This is a genomic window from Streptomyces sp. NBC_00442, from assembly GCF_036014195.1.
Classification (GTDB): Bacteria; Actinomycetota; Actinomycetes; order Streptomycetales; family Streptomycetaceae; genus Streptomyces.
In genome coordinates, this window is record NZ_CP107918.1 from 5,309,497 (window position 1) to 5,327,653 (window position 18,157).

The window sequence follows — 18,157 nt, forward strand, 5'->3', positions numbered from 1 at the left end:
CCCCTACCGCACCCACGTTTCCGCCTGCCGGAACCGGCGTGCGCGCGGTCCTACGCCCCCTCCTTCAACACCCTTGAAATCAACTCCCGTTGAGCATCCGTCAGATCCGGGTCGGCGCAGTGCACCGTCCTGGCGCCCACGGTGATCACATAGTGGAAGCCGTCCGGAACGCCGGCCACCGGTTCGGCGTGGCCCTCGTGGAGCGCCGCCTTCACCAGCGCGCGCCACGCCTCGGCGTCGGACCGGCCCGAGGTGTCGATCTCGGCCCGGCGCTCGATGCCGGCGAACCCTCCTGAGCGACAAACCTGGATACGCATGGGCTCTGTCTAGCAGTCCCGGTCCCGCCGCGTCAGCGCGTACGCCTCAGGAGGCCGGAACACCCACCTGCGACCACGCCTTCAGGACCGCATCGGTCTCGGCGCCCGCGCCGTAGCGGTCCTTGGCCGCGGCCGCCGTCAGCTTCGCGAAGTCCTTGAACAGTGGCTGGGCGCCGAGCCGTCCTCCGGTGAGCACGTCGTACCAGATCTGCCCGGCGCGCTCCCACGCCTTCCCGCCGAGCGCGTCGGCGACGAGGTAGAAGGCGTGGTTGGGGATGCCGGAGTTGATGTGCACCCCGCCGTTGTCGCGGCCCGTCGTGACGTAGTGGTCCATCGTGGCGGGCTGCGGGTCCGTGCCGAGGACCGGGTCGTCGTAGGCGGTGCCGGGCGCCTTCATGGAACGCAGCGCCGCCCCGTGGATGCCGGGCGCGAGCAGACCCGCGCCGATCAGCCAGTCGGCCTGCCGGGCGTCCTGGCCGAGCGAGTACTGCTTGACCAGCGAGCCGAAGACGTCCGACATCGACTCGTTCAGGGCGCCCGGCTGGCCGAAGTAGGTGAGGTTGGCGGTGTGCTGGGTGACACCGTGGGTGAGCTCGTGGCCGATCACGTCGACGGGCAGCGTGAAGTCCAGGAAGACCTGGCCGTCCCCGTCGCCGAACACCATCTGGGTGCCGTTCCAGAAGGCGTTGTTGTACCCGTGGTCGAAGTGGACGGTCGCGTCGAGCGGCATCCCGTTCCCGTCGATCGAATGGCGCCCGTACGCCGCGAGATACAGCTCGAACGTCGCACCGAGCCCGTTGTACGCGCGGTTCACGGTGGCGTCCTGAACGGGCTCCGCCCCCTCGGCCCGTACCTGATGTCCGGGCAGGTCGGTGGAGTGCTGGGTGTCGTAGACGGTGCGGCTCGGCCGGTCCGCCGCGCCGTCCCCGGGCGCCCCCGGGGCCTCGGCGCCGAGGACTGTGGTCAGCCGGCGTTCGGTGCGCCGGGCGGCGTCCGCCACGAAGGTACGACGGGCGAGCCGCGCGAGCGCGGGGTCCTCGGCCTCGATGAGCCGGTCGAAGACGTGGGGCGGGACGATGCCGCAGAAAACGGCTTGCTGGGTGCTGGCGTCCATGCCGGAAATGTGGCACCGGCTCGTGACGCTGTCACTACGTGTCGCCATGATTGTGAAGCGTGCTTTCTCTACGCATGTTCCGGCCACTGCGCGGCGCGGCCCGGCAGGCCAGCGACGCGTGAAGCCGTGGCCATGGCATTCGTCACGTTTGGGCCGGTTTGATGGATGCGTCCCGCATACTGATACGCGTCCGGCGTTCGCGTCGGGCCTCGGCTAGGCTGCGGCATCATGCGTATCGGGCTGCTTCTTCTTAGCTGCCGCGGCGAGGGCCTGTAGTCGTAGGCCGACCCCCTCCCCGCGGGATCTGGTGTTGCGCTCGACAGTCGGCCGTCCCTCCCTTTGCCTCGAGGAGCCGCACGCCATGTCTCAGCCCGTCGGTCGCCCGACCCCCGTCACCAACGCCACCCGGATGCAGAAGCCCTCCGGGATGCCGATCCACAAGTACGGCCAGTACGACGCCGTGGACATCCCCGACCGCACCTGGCCCGACGGCCGCATCACCAGGGCCCCGCGCTGGCTGTCGACCGACCTGCGCGACGGCAACCAGGCGCTGATCGACCCCATGAGCCCGGCCCGCAAGCGCGAGATGTTCGACCTGCTGGTGCGCATGGGCTACAAGGAGATCGAGGTCGGCTTCCCCTCGTCCGGCGAGACCGACTTCAACTTCGTACGCTCCATCATCGAAGAGGGCGCCATCCCCGAGGACGTGACGATCTCCGTCCTGACCCAGGCCCGCGAAGAGCTGATCGAGCGCACCGTGGAGTCCCTGCGCGGCGCCCACCGCGCCACCGTCCACCTGTACAACGCGACCGCCCCCACCTTCCGCCGCGTGGTCTTCCGCGGCACGAAGGAGCAGGTCAAGCAGATCGCCGTGGACGGCACACGGCTGGTCATGGAGTACGCCGACAAGATCCTGGGCGACGAGACGATCTTCGGCTACCAGTACTCCCCGGAGATCTTCACGGACACCGAGCTGGACTTCGCCCTGGAGGTCTGCGAGGCGGTGTGCGACGTCTGGCAGCCCGAGGAGGGCCGCGAGATCATCCTCAACCTGCCCGCCACGGTGGAGCGTTCGACCCCGTCCACGCACGCGGACCGCTTCGAGTGGATGAGCCGCAACCTGACCCGGCGCGCGCACGTGTGCCTGTCCGTGCACCCCCACAACGACCGCGGCACCGCCGTCGCGGCGGCCGAGCTGGCGATCATGGCCGGTGCGGACCGCATCGAGGGCTGCCTGTTCGGCCAGGGCGAGCGCACCGGCAACGTCGACCTGGTGACCCTGGGCATGAACCTGTTCAGCCAGGGCGTGGACCCGCAGATCGACTTCTCCCAGATCGACGAGATCCGCCGCACCTCGGAGTACTGCAACCAGATGGAGGTCCACCCGCGCCACCCCTACGCGGGCGACCTGGTCTACACCGCCTTCTCCGGCTCCCACCAGGACGCCATCAAGAAGGGCTTCGACGCGATGGAGGCGGACGCGGCCGCGGCGGGCAAGACCGTCGACGACATCGAGTGGGCCGTCCCCTACCTGCCCATCGACCCCAAGGACGTCGGCCGCTCCTACGAGGCCGTCATCCGGGTCAACTCCCAGTCCGGCAAGGGCGGCATCGCCTACGTCCTGAAGAACGACCACAAGCTGGACCTGCCGCGCCGTATGCAGATCGAGTTCTCGAAGATCATCCAGCAGAAGACGGACTCCGAGGGCGGCGAGGTCACCCCCGCCGCGATCTGGTCGGTCTTCCAGGACGAGTACCTGCCCAACCCCGACAACCCGTGGGGCCGGATCCAGCTGCGTTCGGGCCAGACGACGACGGACACGGACGGTCGCGACACCCTGACGGTGGAAGCGGTCGTGGACGGCGCCGACACGGTCCTGACCGGCACCGGCAACGGTCCGATCTCGGCCTTCTTCGAGGCGCTGGCCGCGACGGGTGTGGACGCGCGACTGCTGGACTACCAGGAGCACACGATGAGCGAGGGCGCGTCCGCGCAGGCGGCGTCGTACATCGAGTGCGCGATCGACGGGGCGGTGCTGTGGGGCATCGGCATTGACGCGAATACGACGCGGGCGTCGCTGAAGGCGGTCATCTCGGCGGTCAATCGCGCCGCACGCTGATCCGCCCCGCTCGGCTTCCGACCCCGGGCCCGGCGGGGAGCGACCGCACAGTTCCCCGCGCGCCTTGGCCACTCGGTGCCGGTCGGTATGGGCATCTTTAGCCCGTCATGGGGGTCGTCATGGGGGTCCCCCCCTGGCCCTCGGGGGGGGTCCCCCCCTGGCCCTCGAGGCCTGGGGGGAGACCGAGGGCGAGCGCCCTTCAGGCGCGAACGGGGTCCGGGGCGGAGCCCCAGGGGCCTCCCCCGGAGGGTTTCCGGAAGGGGCGGGGCGGGGGCGACTCCCGGGGTCCGGGGCGAGGCCCTGGGAGGGGGACGGGCGGCGTCGGGATTTCGCCATTCGGGGGGCTCTCCTTCTTCCGGGGTGCTGACGCAACATCATGGATGTGGCTAACATCACGTCAACGCGGCAACGTTGCCGGAGCGTTACGGAGGTGCGCGGTGCGGCCAGCACAGGGACATAACGGTACGAACCTGAGCACCGGGTCGGCCCCCGGCCCCCGTCTGTGCCCCCGGCTCTGGTCCACCCGCACGCTGTGGCACACCGTCGGCGACGGGGAGTTCTTCTGCCCCGACTGCGGCGGCGACCGCAACTACCAGCGCCGCACGGGCCGCAGGCGCCTCACCGTCCTCGGTATTCCGCTCGTGACCCGCGGCAGCGCGGGCCCGGTGGTCGAATGCGCCGCCTGCCGCGGGCACTTCGGCACGGAGACCCTGGACCACCCCACCACGACCCGCTTCTCCGCGATGCTCCGCGACGCCGTGCACACCGTCGCCCTCGCCGTCCTCGCCGCGGGCGGCACCTCGTCCCGTACGGTCACCGGCACCGCCGTCGCCACCGTCAGAGCGGCCGGGTTCGAGGACTGTACGGAGGACCAGCTCGTCGCCCTCATCGAAGCCCTCGCCGCCGACACCGGCCGCTTCCTCGCCGACCCGGTCGACGACACCGACCCCTGCGGCGCCGCGCTCGCCATCGAACTCCACGAGGCGCTGGAACCCCTCGCCCCCCACCTCGCCCCCGCGGGCCGCGAGTCGATCCTGCTCCAGGGCGCACGCATCGCCCTCGCGGACGGCCCGTACAGCCCGGCCGAACGCGAGGTCCTCAGCACCGTCGGCGGCGCCCTCTCGCTCTGCGCGGACGACACCGCCCGCCTCCTCGCGGCGGCCCGCACACCCTCCTGAAGGCTCGGGCCGGCGGCCTGCCGCCCCGGTTCACGAGCTTTCCTCCCGGGCCCTTCGCGGCGCCGGACCCCCCGCCGCGAGCAGGCCGAGGATGAGGGTGGGCGCGGCCGGGTACTCCCGAGCGGCCCCGCCGTACTCCCCGGGGAGTAACGACAGCGCACCGGACGCCCGCGGGCGTACACGCGATCTCGGCCGCCGGCCGGACGAACCGCGCCCTCGCGGACGGGACGCTGGAACCAGCCGGGCAGGCCACAGGGGCCCTTCCGAGGCCCGGCCGGAGGGGGACCCACCATGGGGTCGACACGACCGGTACCACCGGACACCAAGGCGTCAACTACCCTGCGGCGACGCGCAGTTCCCTGGGGCATCCTCGCCCTGTGGGTGATCGTGCTCGCCGTCGCCGGCTCGTTCGCCGGCAAGCTCGGTGACGTCCAACGGGACCAGACCGGCGACTACCTGCCGGCCGGCGCCGACTCCACCCAGGTCGCCACGGTCCAGGACCGGCTGCCCGGCGGGGAGATCACCGGCCTCGTACTCGTCTACCACCGTGACAGCGGCCTCACCGCCGCCGACCGGGCCACCGCCGCCCGCCAGGTCGCCTCGGTCACCGTCGCGCCGGGCACGGACGCCGTGAAACCGCCCGCCGAACTGGCCCGGTCCACGGACCCCAAGGACTTCGCGGCCGTCCAGCACGGCCCCGCCGTCACGTCCAAGGACGGCACCACCCTCATGTACGCCCTCTCCACCGCCGCACCCGCCAAGAACGACGACGCCCGCAAGGCCCTCGTCGACGACGTGCGGCAGCGGACCACCGCCGCCACCGGCACCGACGGCATGACCGTGCACGTCGGCGGCGACGGCGCGCTCGCCGTCGACGCACGCGGAATCTTCGGCTCCCTCGACGGCACGCTGATGATCGCCACCGGCCTGGTCGTCGCACTCCTGCTCATCCTGACCTACCGCAGCCCCGTCCTGTGGCTGGTGCCGCTGCTCACGGTCGCGGCGGGCGCGGTGTGCGCACGGGCCTGCGTCTACGCCCTCGCCACCTGGACCGGAATCACCGTGACCAGCCAGAGCGCCGGCATCATGACCGTCCTCGTGTTCGGCGCCGGCACCGACTACGCGCTGCTGCTCGTTGCCCGCTATCGCGACGAACTCCACCGCATCCCCCAGCCGTACGACGCGATGCGCGCCGCCCTGCGCGGCTGCGGGCCGGCACTGCTCGCCTCCTGCGGCACGGTCGTGGCGGGCCTCGCCTGCCTGTACGCCGCCGACCTCAACAACATCAGGGGACTCGGCCCGGTCGGCGCGATCGGCGTGCTCTGCGCGCTCGCCGCGATGCTCACCCTGCTGCCCGCGCTGCTGGTCCTGCTCGGACGACGCGTGTTCTGGCCGCTCGTCCCGGCCTACGGAAGCGAACCCGAACGCCGCCGCCGGGACCTGTTCGCCGCGATGGGAAGCTCGGCCGCCAAACGGCCCATCGCCGTACTGCTCACCGGAGTCGTCCTCCTGGGCGCCCTCGCGCTCGGCGCGTTCAACCTGCCCGGCGCGCTCAAGCAGGACGACAGCTACACCGCCCCACCCGAGTCGGCCGTCGCCATGACCACCCTCGCCACCGCCTTCCCCGACCGCAGCAGCCGCCCCATCCAGGTCGTGACCCCCACCGGGGGCGCCGACCGCACGCTCGCCGACGCCCGCGCCGTCGAAGGCGTCGCGAGCGCCGAACGCGGCCGCAGCGGCGGTGGCTGGACCGAGATCTCCGTCACCGCCAAGGACGCGCCCGAATCGGCCGGCGAAACCGCCACCATCACCCGGCTGAGGGACCGCCTCACCGGCGCGCACGTCGGCGGCGCCAGCGCCCAGGCCCTCGACCTGGCCGACACCGACGCCCGCGACCGGCTGATCGTCATCCCCCTCGTCCTCGCCTGCGTCCTGCTCGTCCTCGCCCTGCTGCTGCGCAGCCTCGTCGCACCCCTGCTCCTCGTCACCGCCGTCGTCCTGGTGTGGGGAGCGGCCCTGGGCATCGGCGGCCTCGTCTTCGGGCCCCTCCTCGGCTTCTCCGGCCTCGACCCGGGACTGCCCCTGCTGACGTTCGTCTTCCTGGTCGCCCTCGGCGTGGACTACGGCATCTTCCTCATGCACCGCACCCGCGAGGAAGCCCTGAGCGGAGCCGCACCACGCGACGCCGCACTGACCGCCCTGCGCACCACCGGCGGGGTCATCGCCTCGGCCGGCACGGTCCTCGCCGCGACGTTCGCCGTCCTCACCTCGCTGCACCTGGTGATGTTCGTCGAACTCGGCACGATCATCGCCGTCGGCGTGCTCCTCGACACCTTCCTCGTCCGCACCTACCTCGTGACCAGCGCCAACCTGCTGCTCGGCCGCGCCGTGTGGTGGCCGGGCCGGCTCGCGCGCAGCCCGCACACCACCGAACCGGCGCCGCCCCTGGTCCGCACGCCGCACTGAGGGAGCCGAGGGAGCTTGAGGGAGCCGAGGGAGACCATGGCAAGGTGGCAGACGTGAACCGACCCACCGGCGAGGCGACCCGGGGCCCGCGACCGGGGGAGCGGCTGACGCACCTGCTGCACCGCGACCCCGGCCTCGCCGCCCACCCCCTGCGGGCCGACGCCGCGCTCGCCGCCGGCGCCGCACTGCTCGGCGCGGCCATCGCCTACGCCGACACCGCCCTGCGCCCCGACGCCACCGGCTGGGCCCTGCTCACGGGCGCCGCCCTCGCCCTGGTGGGGCGGCGCAGGCACCCGATGGCGGTCCTCGCCGTGATCGTGGCCTGTATCGCCCCGTACCAGCTCCTGGGCAACGCCCACATGGGGACCATGCCGATCGCGATGGCCGCGCTCTACACGGTCGCGGCGACCGGCACGGTCCGCCGCACCGCGACCGTCGGCGCCGGCGTCGTGGCCATCGCCATCGCCGGCATGTCCGTCAACGGCGTCCACCGCGCCTTCGACGTGTTCCGCACCTCAGGATGGCTGGTCGCGGCCCTCGTCCTCGGCGTCGCCGTGCACAACTCCCGCGCCTACGTGGCCGAACAGCGGGCCGCCGCCGCCCGCGAGAGCGAGCGCCACCTCACCGAGGAACGCCTGCGCATCGCCCGCGACCTGCACGACCTGCTCGCCCACAGCATCACCCTGATCGGCGTGCGCACCTCGGTCGCCGCCCACGTCCTGACCGCGTCCCCCGACCGCCTCGACCGGGCGGCGGTGGCGGCCGCACTCGACTCCATCGCCGACACCTGCCGCGAGGCCCGCGCCGAACTGCGCACCACCCTGACCGTGCTGCGCGCCGACGAACACGGACCGCTGCCCGACCTCACCGGCCTGCCCGACCTGGCCCGCAGCGCGAAGGCCGAGCTCTCCGTCGACACCCACGGGGTGCGCGTGCCGCCCGCCGTCGCCGCCGCCGCCTACCGCATCGTCCAGGAGTCCCTCACCAACGCGGTACGCCACGCGGGGCCCGACGCCACCGCACGGATCCGCGTCGAGGCCGCCGGGCGGACACTGCGGGTCACCGTCACCGACGACGGCCCGGTCCGGGCCCCCGCCGCCGGTCCGGGCTCCGCCCCCGACTCCGGGTTCGGAATCCTCGGCATGCGCGAACGCGCCCGCAGCGTCGGCGGCACCCTGGAGGCGGGACCGCACCCCGGCGGCGGCTTCCAGGTCACCGCGCACCTTCCGCTCGTACCGCGTCCCGTGGACGACAAGCCCCTGGAGGCGACCGCATGACCACCGCGCCCGGCGAACCCATCCGGGTCCTGCTCGCCGACGACCAGACGCTCGTGCGCTCCGCCTTCGCGATGCTCGTCGAGTCCGCACCCGACATGGCCGTCGTCGGCGAGGCCGGCACCGGTGCGCAGGCCGTGGCCCTCGCCCGGACGGCGCGGGCCGATGTCGTCGTCATGGACCTGCGGATGCCCGGCACCGACGGCATCGAGGCCACCCGCCGGATCGCCGCCGACGAAGACCTCGCCGGGGTGAAGGTCCTCGTCCTGACCACGTACGACACCGACGACAACGTCCTGGAGGCCCTACGGGCCGGCGCCTGCGGATTCCTCGTGAAGGACACCCGCCCCGCCGAACTCCTCGACGCCATCCGCACGGTGGCCGCCGGCGACGCCCTGCTCTCCCCGGGCCCGACGGCGAGCCTCATCGCCCGCGTCCTGCGCGCCCCGCGCCCGGCGACGGGCGGCGGCGCCGCGGCCGTGACCGCCCTCTCCGAGCGCGAACGCGAAGTCCTCACCCTGGTGGCCCGCGGCCTGAACAACACGGAGATCGCCGACACCCTCGCCCTGAGCCCGCTCACCGCGAAGACCCATGTGAGCCGCATCATGGGCAAGTGCGGGGTGCGCGACCGGGCGCAGCTGGTGATCCTGGCGTACGAATCGGGGCTCGTCGCACCGGGCGCGTGAGGCGCGCGGGGGCCGCGGGGGCCGGCGGGGACGCCGGGGCGCGGGGGCCGGCGGTGACGAGCGAGCGGCGGTCCCGGCGCCGGCCAGGGGGTTCAGCCCCGGCCCGGCTCCTGCGTGCCGTCGGCCGGCTCGATCAGGGAATCCTGCGAGGGCCGCGTCTTGGCGGCGCCCTTCGCCGGATCGGCGGCGGCGGGCAGCGGGGCGAGCTCGGCGCCGTTCCAGCGCAGCGTGGTCGCGGACTGGCGGTCACGGCCGCCCGCGGGCTCGGTGACCACCAGATCGGAGCCGAGCGTCTCGGCGCTCATGCCGGGACGCCCCGCGTACTCGAGAACGGCATGCGCCCGCTCGCCCACCGCGGTGTAGACCCACAAGATGGTGCGACCCAAGTCGTCGTAGGCCAGGACCAGTTCACGCTCGCCGTCCCCCGTCAGGTCGGCGTACGCGGGCGGCCGCAGCCGGCACGACGGGCCGTCCGGGCACTCCTTGAGGCCGCTCTGCACCGCACGGTCGGTGCCGGGATCGGCGGCGAGCAGCCGCACCCCGTCGATCCGCGTCAGATCCCCGCCCGGCACGACCACGCCCGGCACCGGGCCCCGCGCGTGAAAACCCTGGCCGGGCCTGGCGGGCGCCACGGCGGCGGTGTGGTCGGGCCACAGCGGCGAAGGGGTCACCGACGTGGACGGGGTGGGCGCGGGACCGTCGTCCCGCACCCCCTCGCCCGCCGAGCATCCCGCGAGCGCCAGCACGGCAAGCGCACAGGCCGCACCGCGAGCACGGCGGCCGGTCGTGGGCAGCGGCATGTCCGGTCCGTCCAGGGTTCAGGGGGCGAAGCCACCGGTGAGTACCGGTGCGTATCGGTGAGCATCGGTGAGGTCCTGCAGATCCTGCTCTGCCGCAATGGTGCCCCATCGCCCTGTGCGCGCCGCCGAAACCGCCCCTCCCCGCGCCCCAGGGCCGCCCCAACCCGCTTGAGCCACAAGGCCCGCCCCATCCCAGGTGATCCCTGCCACGCCGCTCGGCACTCGACCCCAGGGGGCGCGCCCGGCGCGCGCCGCCCGTGCAGGACAATGGGCGCATGAGTCTGTTCCGTGATGACGGCATCGTGCTGCGCACCCAGAAGCTGGGTGAGGCGGACCGCATCATCACGCTGCTCACCCGCAACCACGGCCGCGTGCGGGCCGTGGCGCGCGGCGTGCGGCGCACCAAGTCGAAGTTCGGGGCGCGTCTCGAACCGTTCAGCCACGTCGACGTGCAGTTCTTCGCGCGCGGCAGCGAACTCGTCGGCCGCGGCCTGCCGCTGTGTACCCAGAGTGAGACCATCGCTCCGTACGGTGGCGGCATCGTCAGCGACTACGCCCGCTACACCGCCGGCACGGCCATGCTGGAGACGGCCGAACGGTTCACCGACAACGAGGGCGAGCCGGCCGTCCAGCAGTACCTGCTGCTCGTCGGCGGCCTGCGCACCCTGGCCCGCGCCGAACACGCCCCCCACCTCATCCTCGACGCCTTCCTGCTGCGTTCCCTCGCCGTCAACGGCTACGCGCCGAGCTTCGAGGACTGCGCGAAGTGCGGCATCCACGGACCCAACCGGTTCTTCTCCGTCGCGGGCGGCGGCGTGGTGTGCGGTGACTGCCGCGTCCCCGGCAGCGTCGTACCCTCTGCGGAGGCCGTCGGACTGCTCAGCGCGCTGCTCACGGGGGACTGGGAGACGGCGGACGCGAGCGAGCCGAGGCATGTGCGGGAGGGAAGCGGGCTCGTATCGGCCTACCTGCACTGGCACTTGGAGCGCGGCCTGCGCTCCCTGCGGTACGTAGAGAAGACCTGAACGTTCACAGCACCCACAGCATCCACAGCACCCACAGCACCCACAGCACTTACAGCATTCAGCACCCAGAGCATCTAGGGAGAGAGCTCCACATGGCAGTACGCGGAATCCTGGGCGGGCGGTCACGGCGCGACTACAAGACCCCCGAGCCGCACCCCTCGGGCGCGGTGCCGCCGAAGATCCCGGCCGAGCTGGTGCCGAACCACGTCGCCTGCGTCATGGACGGCAACGGCCGCTGGGCCAAGGACCGCGGGCTGCCCCGCACCGAGGGCCACAAGGTCGGCGAGGGCGTCGTCCTGGACGTCCTCAAGGGCTGCCTGGAGATGGGCGTCAAGAACCTCTCCCTGTACGCCTTCTCCACCGAGAACTGGAAGCGCTCGCCCGAAGAGGTCCGCTTCCTGATGAACTTCAACCGCGACGTCATCCGGCGCCGCCGCGACGAGATGAACGAGCTCGGCATCCGCATCCGCTGGGTGGGCCGCATGCCCAAGATGTGGAAGTCCGTCGTCCAGGAACTCCAGGTCGCCCAGGAACAGACCGTCGACAACGACGCGATGACGCTGTACTTCTGCGTCAACTACGGCGGCCGCGCCGAACTCGCCGATGCCGCGCAGGCCATCGCGCGCGATGTCGCCGCGGGCAAGCTCGACCCGTCGAAGGTCAACGAGAAGACCTTCGCGAAGTACCTGTACTACCCGGACATGCCCGACGTCGACCTGTTCCTGCGCCCCAGCGGCGAGCAGCGCACCTCCAACTACCTGATCTGGCAGTCCAGTTACGCGGAGATGGTCTTCCAGGACGTGCTGTGGCCGGACTTCGACCGGCGTGACCTGTGGCGCGCCTGCCTCGAATTCGCCTCCCGCGACCGCCGCTTCGGCGGAGCCATCCCGAACGAGGCGCTGGCCGCCCTGGACAAATCCGGCGACCTACCCCGCCAGTGAGTCCCCGGCCCCCGGCCCCCCGGGGGCTCCGCCCCCAGACCCCCGTTCGCGCCTCAAGAGCGCTCGTCCCCAAGCGCCGGACAAGCTGAAATGCCCGATGCCGGCCCGCACCAGTGCCGCTAGGGGCGCGGGGAACTGCGCGAGAAGCGGGCACGGTCCGCAGACGAGAACGGGTTTTGGGGGCGCGGGGAACTGCGCGAACGGCCCCCGCGGCCCGGGGCCAAAGGGAAGAGGCCCGCGCGCGCAGCGCCGGGCCTCAAGGGGGCTGGGGCGGGCCCCAGGGAACGTGGGTCTGGGGCGGGGCCCAGGGCACGCGTCGGGGGCTAGGGCGCTGGAGCGGCAGCGCAGGACTCGCACGTGCCGAAGATCTCCACCGTGTGCGCCACATTCACGTACCCGTGCTGCGCCGCGATCGACTCCGCCCACTTCTCGACCGCCGGTCCCTCGACCTCCACCGCCTTGCCGCACACCCGGCACACCAGGTGATGGTGGTGGTCGCCGGAGGAGCAGCGGCGGTACACCGACTCGCCGTCGCTGGTGCGCAGCACATCCACCTCGCCCGCGTCCGCGAGGGACTGGAGCGTGCGGTAGACGGTGGTCAGGCCCACCGAGTCACCCCGGTGCTTGAGCATGTCGTGCAGTTCCTGTGCGCTGCGGAATTCGTCCACCTCGTCAAGCGCCGCCGCCACCGCGGCACGCTGCCGGGTCGACCGGCCTCGTACGGGGGCGGTATTGGACCCGCCGAGCGGCGCTGTCGTCACAGGTGCCTCCAAGCCTTGACCCGTACAAACCTTCCTCGGGCCATTGTGCCAGTTCCCGCTCAGGCCGTGACCTCGCCGGCCGGAGGCTTTGCCGGGGCGGGCACGCCCGCGGGCACGCCCGCGGGCACGCCCGCGGGCACGCCCGCGGGCACGTCGAGGCCGCATTCGCCCTCGGCCGGCGCGGCGGCCCTGGACCGGGCCCGGCGCCTGGCCAGGGGGGTGGCGAGCGTGGTCAGGACGATGAAGATCGCGATGGTGAACAGGACGATGACGGCGCCGGGCGGCACGTCCTCGTAGTACGTGACGACCGTTCCGCTCAGCGTGACCGTCACGCCGATGGCCACCGCGATCGCGAAGGTCCAGGCGAAGCTGCGGGACAGCTGCTGGGCGGCCGCGACCGGCACCACCATGAGCGCGGAGACCAGGAGCAGGCCCACGACGCGCATCGCGACCGTGACCGTGACGGCCGCCGTGACCGCCGTCAGGAGGTTGAGGGCGCGCACCGGAAGACCCGTCACCCGTGCGAACTCCTCGTCCTGGCTGAGCGCGAACAGCTGGCGGCGCAGGCCGACCGTCACGGCGAGGACGAACGCCGCGAGGAGGCCGATGGCCCAGACGTCGGACCGCGAGACCGTGGAGAGGGACCCGAAGAGGTAGGAGTTGAGGTTGGCGGTGGAGCCGCCCGGCGCGAGGTTGATGAACAGGACACCGCCCGCCATGCCGCCGTAGAACAGCATCGCGAGGGCGATGTCGCCGCGCGTCTTGCCGTACCAGCGGATGAGTTCCATGGTGACCGCGCCGAGCACGGAGATGAGGGTGGCCATCCACACCGGTGAGGTGGAGAGCAGGAAGCCCAGGCCGACGCCGGTCATCGCCACATGGCCGATGCCGTCGCCCATGAGGGCCTGGCGGCGCTGGACCAGGTAGATCCCGACGGCGGGCGCCGTGATGCCGACGAGGGCCGCGGCGAACAACGACCTTTGCATGAACGGGGAGTTGAGGAGTTCCATCATGATCAGGTCAGCAGTCCCGTGCGTACCGGCTCGGCGGCCGTGTGCGGATGTACGTGGTCGTGGCCGGGCAGAGCGTGCTGGCCAACGGCCCTCGGCGGGGGGCCGTCGTGCACGACGCAGCCGTCGCGCAGCACCACCGCCCGGTCGATCAACGGCTCCAGCGGACCGAGCTCGTGCAGGACGAGCAGGACCGAGGCGCCGGCGGCGACCTGTTGGCGCAGGGTCGCCGCGAGGATCTCCTGGCTCTCGATGTCTACGCCCGCCATGGGCTCGTCCATGATCAGCAGTTCGGGTTCGGCGGCCAGGGCCCGTGCGATCAGGACGCGTTGGTGCTGGCCGCCGGAGAGCGCGTCCACGGAGTCCTTGGCGCGGTCGGCGAGGCCCACGGCCGCGATCGCCCGGTCGACGGCCTCGCGGTCGGCCCTGCGCAGGATCCCGAAGCGGGTCCGGGAGAGGCGGCCGGTGGAGACGACCTCGCGGATCGTGGCGGGCACCCCGCCCGCGGCCGTGGTGCGCTGCGGTACGTAGCCGACCCGCCCCCAGGCGCGAAAGCGCCGGCGCGGGGTGCCGAAGATCTCGACGGAGCCGCCGCTGAGCGGCACCTGTCCGATGATGGTGCGGATCGCGGTGGACTTGCCGGAGCCGTTCGCGCCGAGCAGTGCCACGACCTCGCCGGCCTCCACGGCCAGGTCGATGCCGCGCAGGACGGGACGCGAGCCGAGTTCGGCGGTCACCTTGGTGAGCGATATGACGGGCGCCATGGCAGGTGCCTCCAAAGCGGTGGGGAGGGTGGTCACTTGGCGGTGAGCGCCGTGGTCAGGGCGGTCAGGTTGGACCGCATCACCGAGAAGTAGTCGGTGCCCCTGGAGCGGTCGGTGATGCCTTCGAGGGGGTCGAGCACATCGGTCTTGAGCGAGGTGTCCGACGCCAGGGTCTTGGCGGTCTTGTCGCTGACCAGCGTCTCGTAGAAGACGGTCGTCACGCCGTCGGCCTTCGCCATCCTCTGGAGGTCCTTGATCCGTGCCGGGCTGGGCTCGGAGTCCGGGTCGAGGCCGTTGATGGCCTCTTCGGTCAGCCCGTAGCGCTCGGCGAGGTAGCCGAAGGCGGCGTGGGTGGTGATGAAGACGCGGGAGGCGAGGGTCGTGGAGTCCTTGAGGGCGGCCGCGTACTCCTTGTCGAGGGCGCCGAGCCTGCCCACCAGGGTGTCGGTGTTCTTGCGGTAGTCCGCGGCGTGCGCCGGGTCGGCCTTCGCCAGTGCGGCGCCGACGCCCTTGGCGACCTCGGCGTACTTGACCGGGTCGAGCCAGATGTGCGGGTCGTCGCCGGCCTCGGAGTGGCTGTGGCCGTGGTCGCCGTGGTCCTCTCCGGCCCCGGCGGTGTCCCCGGCAGCGGTGTCCCCGGCGGCGGCGTGGTCGTGGGCCGCGGCGTGGCCGCCCACTTCGTTGCCGTGCTTCTCCATCGAGGTGAGCGTCGAGGCGTCGACCTTCGTCTTGACGTCGGCCTGTTCGACCGCCTTGTCCACGGCGGGCTGGAGGCCCTTGAGGTAGACGACCGCGTCGGCGTCGTTGAGCTTCACGATCTGGCGGGCCCTGAGCTCCAGGTCGTGCGGTTCCACGCCGGGCTTGGTCAGGGCGGTGACCGCGACGTGGTCCCCGCCTATCTGCTCGGTCAGGAACTGCAGCGGGTAGAACGACGCCACCACGTCCAGCCTGCCGTCCTTGCGGCCGCCGCCGGCGCCGTCCGCACCGCAGGCCGAGAGGGCGGTGAGGCCGAGGAGGGCGGCGCAGGAGAGGGCGGCCGTAGGTATGAGGCGGCGTACGTTCATGACATCCATTTTCAACAAAGATGGAAACGGTTGTCAATAATCAGGACGAGTGGCCCCTGCGCCGACCCCGGACCGACCCCCGCACGAGGGCCCGCGCGGCAACCGATTTGATAGAGGGGGTGCGGCCGCCGCTAATCTGAGGCATTCGCCGTTCCCCCGTTCACGTCGTCGTTAATGAAGAGAGCACCGTGGCCGCCGACAAGATCGACACCATCGTCAACCTGAGCAAGCGCCGTGGCTTCGTCTACCCGTGCAGCGAGATCTACGGTGGTCAGCGTGCCGCCTGGGACTACGGGCCGCTGGGTGTCGAGCTGAAGGAGAACCTGAAGCGCCAGTGGTGGCGCTACATGGTCACCTCGCGTGAGGACGTCGTCGGCATCGACTCGTCGGTGATCCTGGCCTCCGAAGTGTGGGAGGCCTCCGGCCACGTCGCCACCTTCACCGACCCGCTCACCGAGTGCACCTCCTGCCACAAGCGTTTCCGCGCGGACCACCTCGAAGAGGCGTACGAGGAGAAGCACGGCAAGGCCCCCGCGGGCGGCCTCGCCGACCTCAACTGCCCCAACTGCGGCAACAAGGGCACCTTCACCGAGCCCAAGAGCTTCTCCGGCCTGCTCTCCACCCACCTCGGCCCCACCCAGGACACCGCCTCGGTCGCCTACCTGCGCCCCGAGACCGCCCAGGGCATCTTCACCAACTTCGGCCAGGTCCAGCAGACTTCCCGCAAGAAGCCGCCATTCGGCATCGCGCAGATGGGCAAGTCCTTCCGCAACGAGATCACGCCCGGCAACTTCATCTTCCGCACCCGCGAGTTCGAGCAGATGGAGATGGAGTTCTTCGTCAAGCCCGGCGAGGACGAGCAGTGGCAGGAATACTGGATGGAGCAGCGCTGGAACTGGTACACCGGTCTCGGCCTGCGTGAAGAGAACATGCGCTGGTACGAGCACCCCGCGGAGAAGCTCTCCCACTACTCCAAGCGCACCGCCGACATCGAGTACCGCTTCAGCTTCGGCGGCAGCGAGTGGGGCGAGCTCGAGGGCGTCGCCAACCGCACCGACTACGACCTCACCGCCCACTCCAAGGCCTCCGGCCACGACCTGGTCTACTTCGACCAGGAAGCCGGCGAGCGCTGGACCCCGTACGTCATCGAGCCCGCCGCCGGTGTCGGCCGCGCCATGCTCGCCTTCCTCCTCGACGCCTACAACGAGGACGAGGCGCCCAACGCCAAGGGCGTCATGGAAAAGCGCGCCGTGATGCGCCTCGACCCGCGCCTCGCGCCGGTCAAGGTCGCCGTCCTGCCGCTGTCCCGAAACCCCCAGCTCTCCCCGAAGGCGAAGGGCCTCGCGGCGGACCTGCGGCAGAACTGGAACATCGAGTTCGACGACGCCGGTGCGATCGGGCGCCGCTACCGTCGCCAGGACGAGATCGGTACGCCGTTCTGTGTCACCGTCGACTTCGACACGCTCGACGACAACGCGGTGACGGTGCGCGAGCGGGACACGATGGCGCAGGAGCGGGTCTCGCTGGACCAGATCCAGCAGTACCTCGCCACCCGCCTCCTCGGCTGCTGACCCCCGGCCCCCTGGGAACCCCACCCCCGGGACTCCGCCCCGGGCCCTCGTGGCCCGTCGGGGCGGGGCCCGGGGGTCCCCTTCCGGCCCCGGGCGGCATACCCAGCCTGTCCGGCGTCTGAGGACGAGCGCCCTTCAGGCGCTAACGACGAGCGCCCTTGAGGCGCGAACGGGGTCCGGGGCGAAGCCCCAGGATCCTTTTCACCCACGGAGGGTTGCGGAAAGGGGCGGGGTGGGGCGAACCCCCGGGGTCTGGGGCGAAGTCCCAGGGCCCCGGCTTCCGACTGCGGACCGTACGTGGCTGGTCGCGCAGTTCCCCGCGCCCCTTGGAGGGCACCCGGAGTCGCAGGTCGCGCCCGCCGTGGCGGAGACACGCGGTGCTACAGCCCCCCGCCCCTTGCAGGGCGCCCGGTGCCGAGCGGTCGCGCCCGCCGTGGCGGAGCCGCGCACGGCCACGGCCCGCCCCTGGGCGGCACCGGCGCCGGACGCCGTCAGCGGGTGCGCAGGGCGACCCGCGCGCACACCGCCGCCATCGGCAACTCCACCGCCACCGCCAACGCCAGAGCCGTCGCAAGCTCCCCACCCGGCGCCGCCGTCGTCACGTCGAACCACACGTCCACCAGCAGAACCGCCGCCGTCGCGGCAGCGACCTGCGCCGCACGCGGATCGTCGCGCCGCAGCAGCACACCCGTACCCGTAAGACCCGCCGCGAGCAGCGCGTCCAGACCCACCCACGCCGTCGACCAGTTGGACACCTCCGTCGACTGCGGAAGCGTCCTCGCCAGCACCACCATCCACGGCACGAGCGCCAGCCCCGCCCCGGTCAGCACGGTCGCCAACCGCGGCCGGCGCCGTATGCCCCACACGCCCCCGACACTGGACACCGGCCGGCTCCTACGGGTCTGCGGGGCGACGAGAGTCATGGCGCCGGGCTCCTTCCGGCCCGGCGGTCCCTCCGCCCGAGCACAGCACCAGACTTCCCCGCCGCGCCGCCCCGGTCAGTAACGCGGCTGTCCGAACCCAAGGTGGTGCTGGCTACACCCCCAGCCGGGCACCACCATGATGGA

Annotated in this window: 16 protein-coding genes; 8 read left to right on the forward strand and 8 right to left on the reverse strand. The window is 72.1% G+C overall.

Features of this window, described 5'->3' with window-relative positions:
- Positions 1 to 50: 50 nt before the first annotated feature.
- Together OG432_RS23620 and OG432_RS23625 are read right to left on the reverse strand one after the other, a co-directional pair.
- Positions 51 to 317, reverse strand: coding sequence for a protealysin inhibitor emfourin (locus OG432_RS23620; protein WP_328312948.1), 267 nt, complete (start codon positions 315 to 317; stop codon positions 51 to 53).
- Between the two features lie 46 nt (positions 318 to 363).
- Positions 364 to 1,431: a M4 family metallopeptidase gene (locus OG432_RS23625; protein WP_328312949.1), complete on the reverse strand. Its 1,068-nt coding sequence runs from the start codon at positions 1,429 to 1,431 to the stop codon at positions 364 to 366.
- A 361-nt stretch (positions 1,432 to 1,792) separates the two neighbouring features.
- On the opposite strand from OG432_RS23625, the gene leuA reads away from it, so the two are divergent.
- From leuA to OG432_RS23650, 5 genes are all read left to right on the forward strand, one after another.
- Positions 1,793 to 3,550: a 2-isopropylmalate synthase gene (gene leuA, locus OG432_RS23630; RefSeq protein ID WP_328312950.1), complete on the forward strand. Its 1,758-nt coding sequence runs from the start codon at positions 1,793 to 1,795 to the stop codon at positions 3,548 to 3,550.
- A gap of 437 nt (positions 3,551 to 3,987) precedes the next feature.
- The gene (locus OG432_RS23635; protein WP_443058439.1) at positions 3,988 to 4,728 is read left to right on the forward strand and encodes a TerB family tellurite resistance protein; all 741 of its coding nucleotides are present in this window, start codon (positions 3,988 to 3,990) and stop codon (positions 4,726 to 4,728) included.
- A 291-nt stretch (positions 4,729 to 5,019) separates the two neighbouring features.
- Entirely contained in the window at positions 5,020 to 7,194 is a 2,175-nt protein-coding gene (locus tag OG432_RS23640; RefSeq protein ID WP_328312951.1) for an MMPL family transporter, read from the forward strand.
- Positions 7,195 to 7,247: 53 nt separating this feature from the next.
- Positions 7,248 to 8,471: a sensor histidine kinase gene (locus tag OG432_RS23645; RefSeq protein WP_328312952.1), complete on the forward strand. Its 1,224-nt coding sequence runs from the start codon at positions 7,248 to 7,250 to the stop codon at positions 8,469 to 8,471.
- Entirely contained in the window at positions 8,468 to 9,154 is a 687-nt protein-coding gene (locus tag OG432_RS23650) for a response regulator transcription factor (RefSeq protein ID WP_328312953.1), read from the forward strand. The genes OG432_RS23645 and OG432_RS23650 overlap by 4 nt, the downstream gene beginning before the upstream one ends.
- 92 nt (positions 9,155 to 9,246) lie before the next feature.
- Here OG432_RS23650 and OG432_RS23655 read toward each other — a convergent pair whose 3' ends face one another.
- Entirely contained in the window at positions 9,247 to 9,954 is a 708-nt protein-coding gene (locus OG432_RS23655) for a hypothetical protein (RefSeq protein ID WP_328312954.1), read from the reverse strand.
- Between the two features lie 275 nt (positions 9,955 to 10,229).
- Between OG432_RS23655 and recO the strand changes: the two genes are divergently transcribed.
- A complete protein-coding gene (recO, locus tag OG432_RS23660) occupies positions 10,230 to 10,979 on the forward strand; it encodes a DNA repair protein RecO (RefSeq protein ID WP_328312955.1) in 750 nt (249 codons plus the stop codon).
- A 92-nt stretch (positions 10,980 to 11,071) separates the two neighbouring features.
- Complete coding sequence (locus OG432_RS23665) at positions 11,072 to 11,920, forward strand: isoprenyl transferase (protein ID WP_328312956.1); 849 nt, start codon at positions 11,072 to 11,074, stop codon at positions 11,918 to 11,920.
- Between the two features lie 323 nt (positions 11,921 to 12,243).
- Here OG432_RS23665 and OG432_RS23670 read toward each other — a convergent pair whose 3' ends face one another.
- From OG432_RS23670 to OG432_RS23685, 4 genes are read right to left on the reverse strand one after another with little or no spacing between them, the layout of a single operon-like run.
- On the reverse strand, positions 12,244 to 12,681 hold the full coding sequence (locus OG432_RS23670) for a Fur family transcriptional regulator (protein ID WP_328312957.1): 438 nt from the start codon (positions 12,679 to 12,681) through the stop codon (positions 12,244 to 12,246).
- A gap of 59 nt (positions 12,682 to 12,740) precedes the next feature.
- Positions 12,741 to 13,691 (reverse strand): metal ABC transporter permease, encoded by a 951-nt coding sequence (locus OG432_RS23675; protein ID WP_328315216.1) that lies wholly within the window; start codon positions 13,689 to 13,691, stop codon positions 12,741 to 12,743.
- Between the two features lie 5 nt (positions 13,692 to 13,696).
- Entirely contained in the window at positions 13,697 to 14,455 is a 759-nt protein-coding gene (locus tag OG432_RS23680) for a metal ABC transporter ATP-binding protein (protein ID WP_328312958.1), read from the reverse strand.
- A 32-nt stretch (positions 14,456 to 14,487) separates the two neighbouring features.
- On the reverse strand, positions 14,488 to 15,519 hold the full coding sequence (locus tag OG432_RS23685; RefSeq protein WP_328312959.1) for a metal ABC transporter substrate-binding protein: 1,032 nt from the start codon (positions 15,517 to 15,519) through the stop codon (positions 14,488 to 14,490).
- A 188-nt stretch (positions 15,520 to 15,707) separates the two neighbouring features.
- Between OG432_RS23685 and OG432_RS23690 the strand changes: the two genes are divergently transcribed.
- Positions 15,708 to 17,090 carry a glycine--tRNA ligase gene (locus OG432_RS23690; RefSeq protein WP_328312960.1) on the forward strand — a complete coding sequence of 461 codons (1,383 nt, stop codon included), beginning with the start codon at positions 15,708 to 15,710 and terminating at the stop codon, positions 17,088 to 17,090.
- A gap of 491 nt (positions 17,091 to 17,581) precedes the next feature.
- On the opposite strand, the gene OG432_RS23695 is transcribed toward OG432_RS23690, so the two are convergent.
- Positions 17,582 to 18,013 (reverse strand): hypothetical protein, encoded by a 432-nt coding sequence (locus OG432_RS23695; RefSeq protein WP_328312961.1) that lies wholly within the window; start codon positions 18,011 to 18,013, stop codon positions 17,582 to 17,584.
- Positions 18,014 to 18,157: the final 144 nt, after the last annotated feature.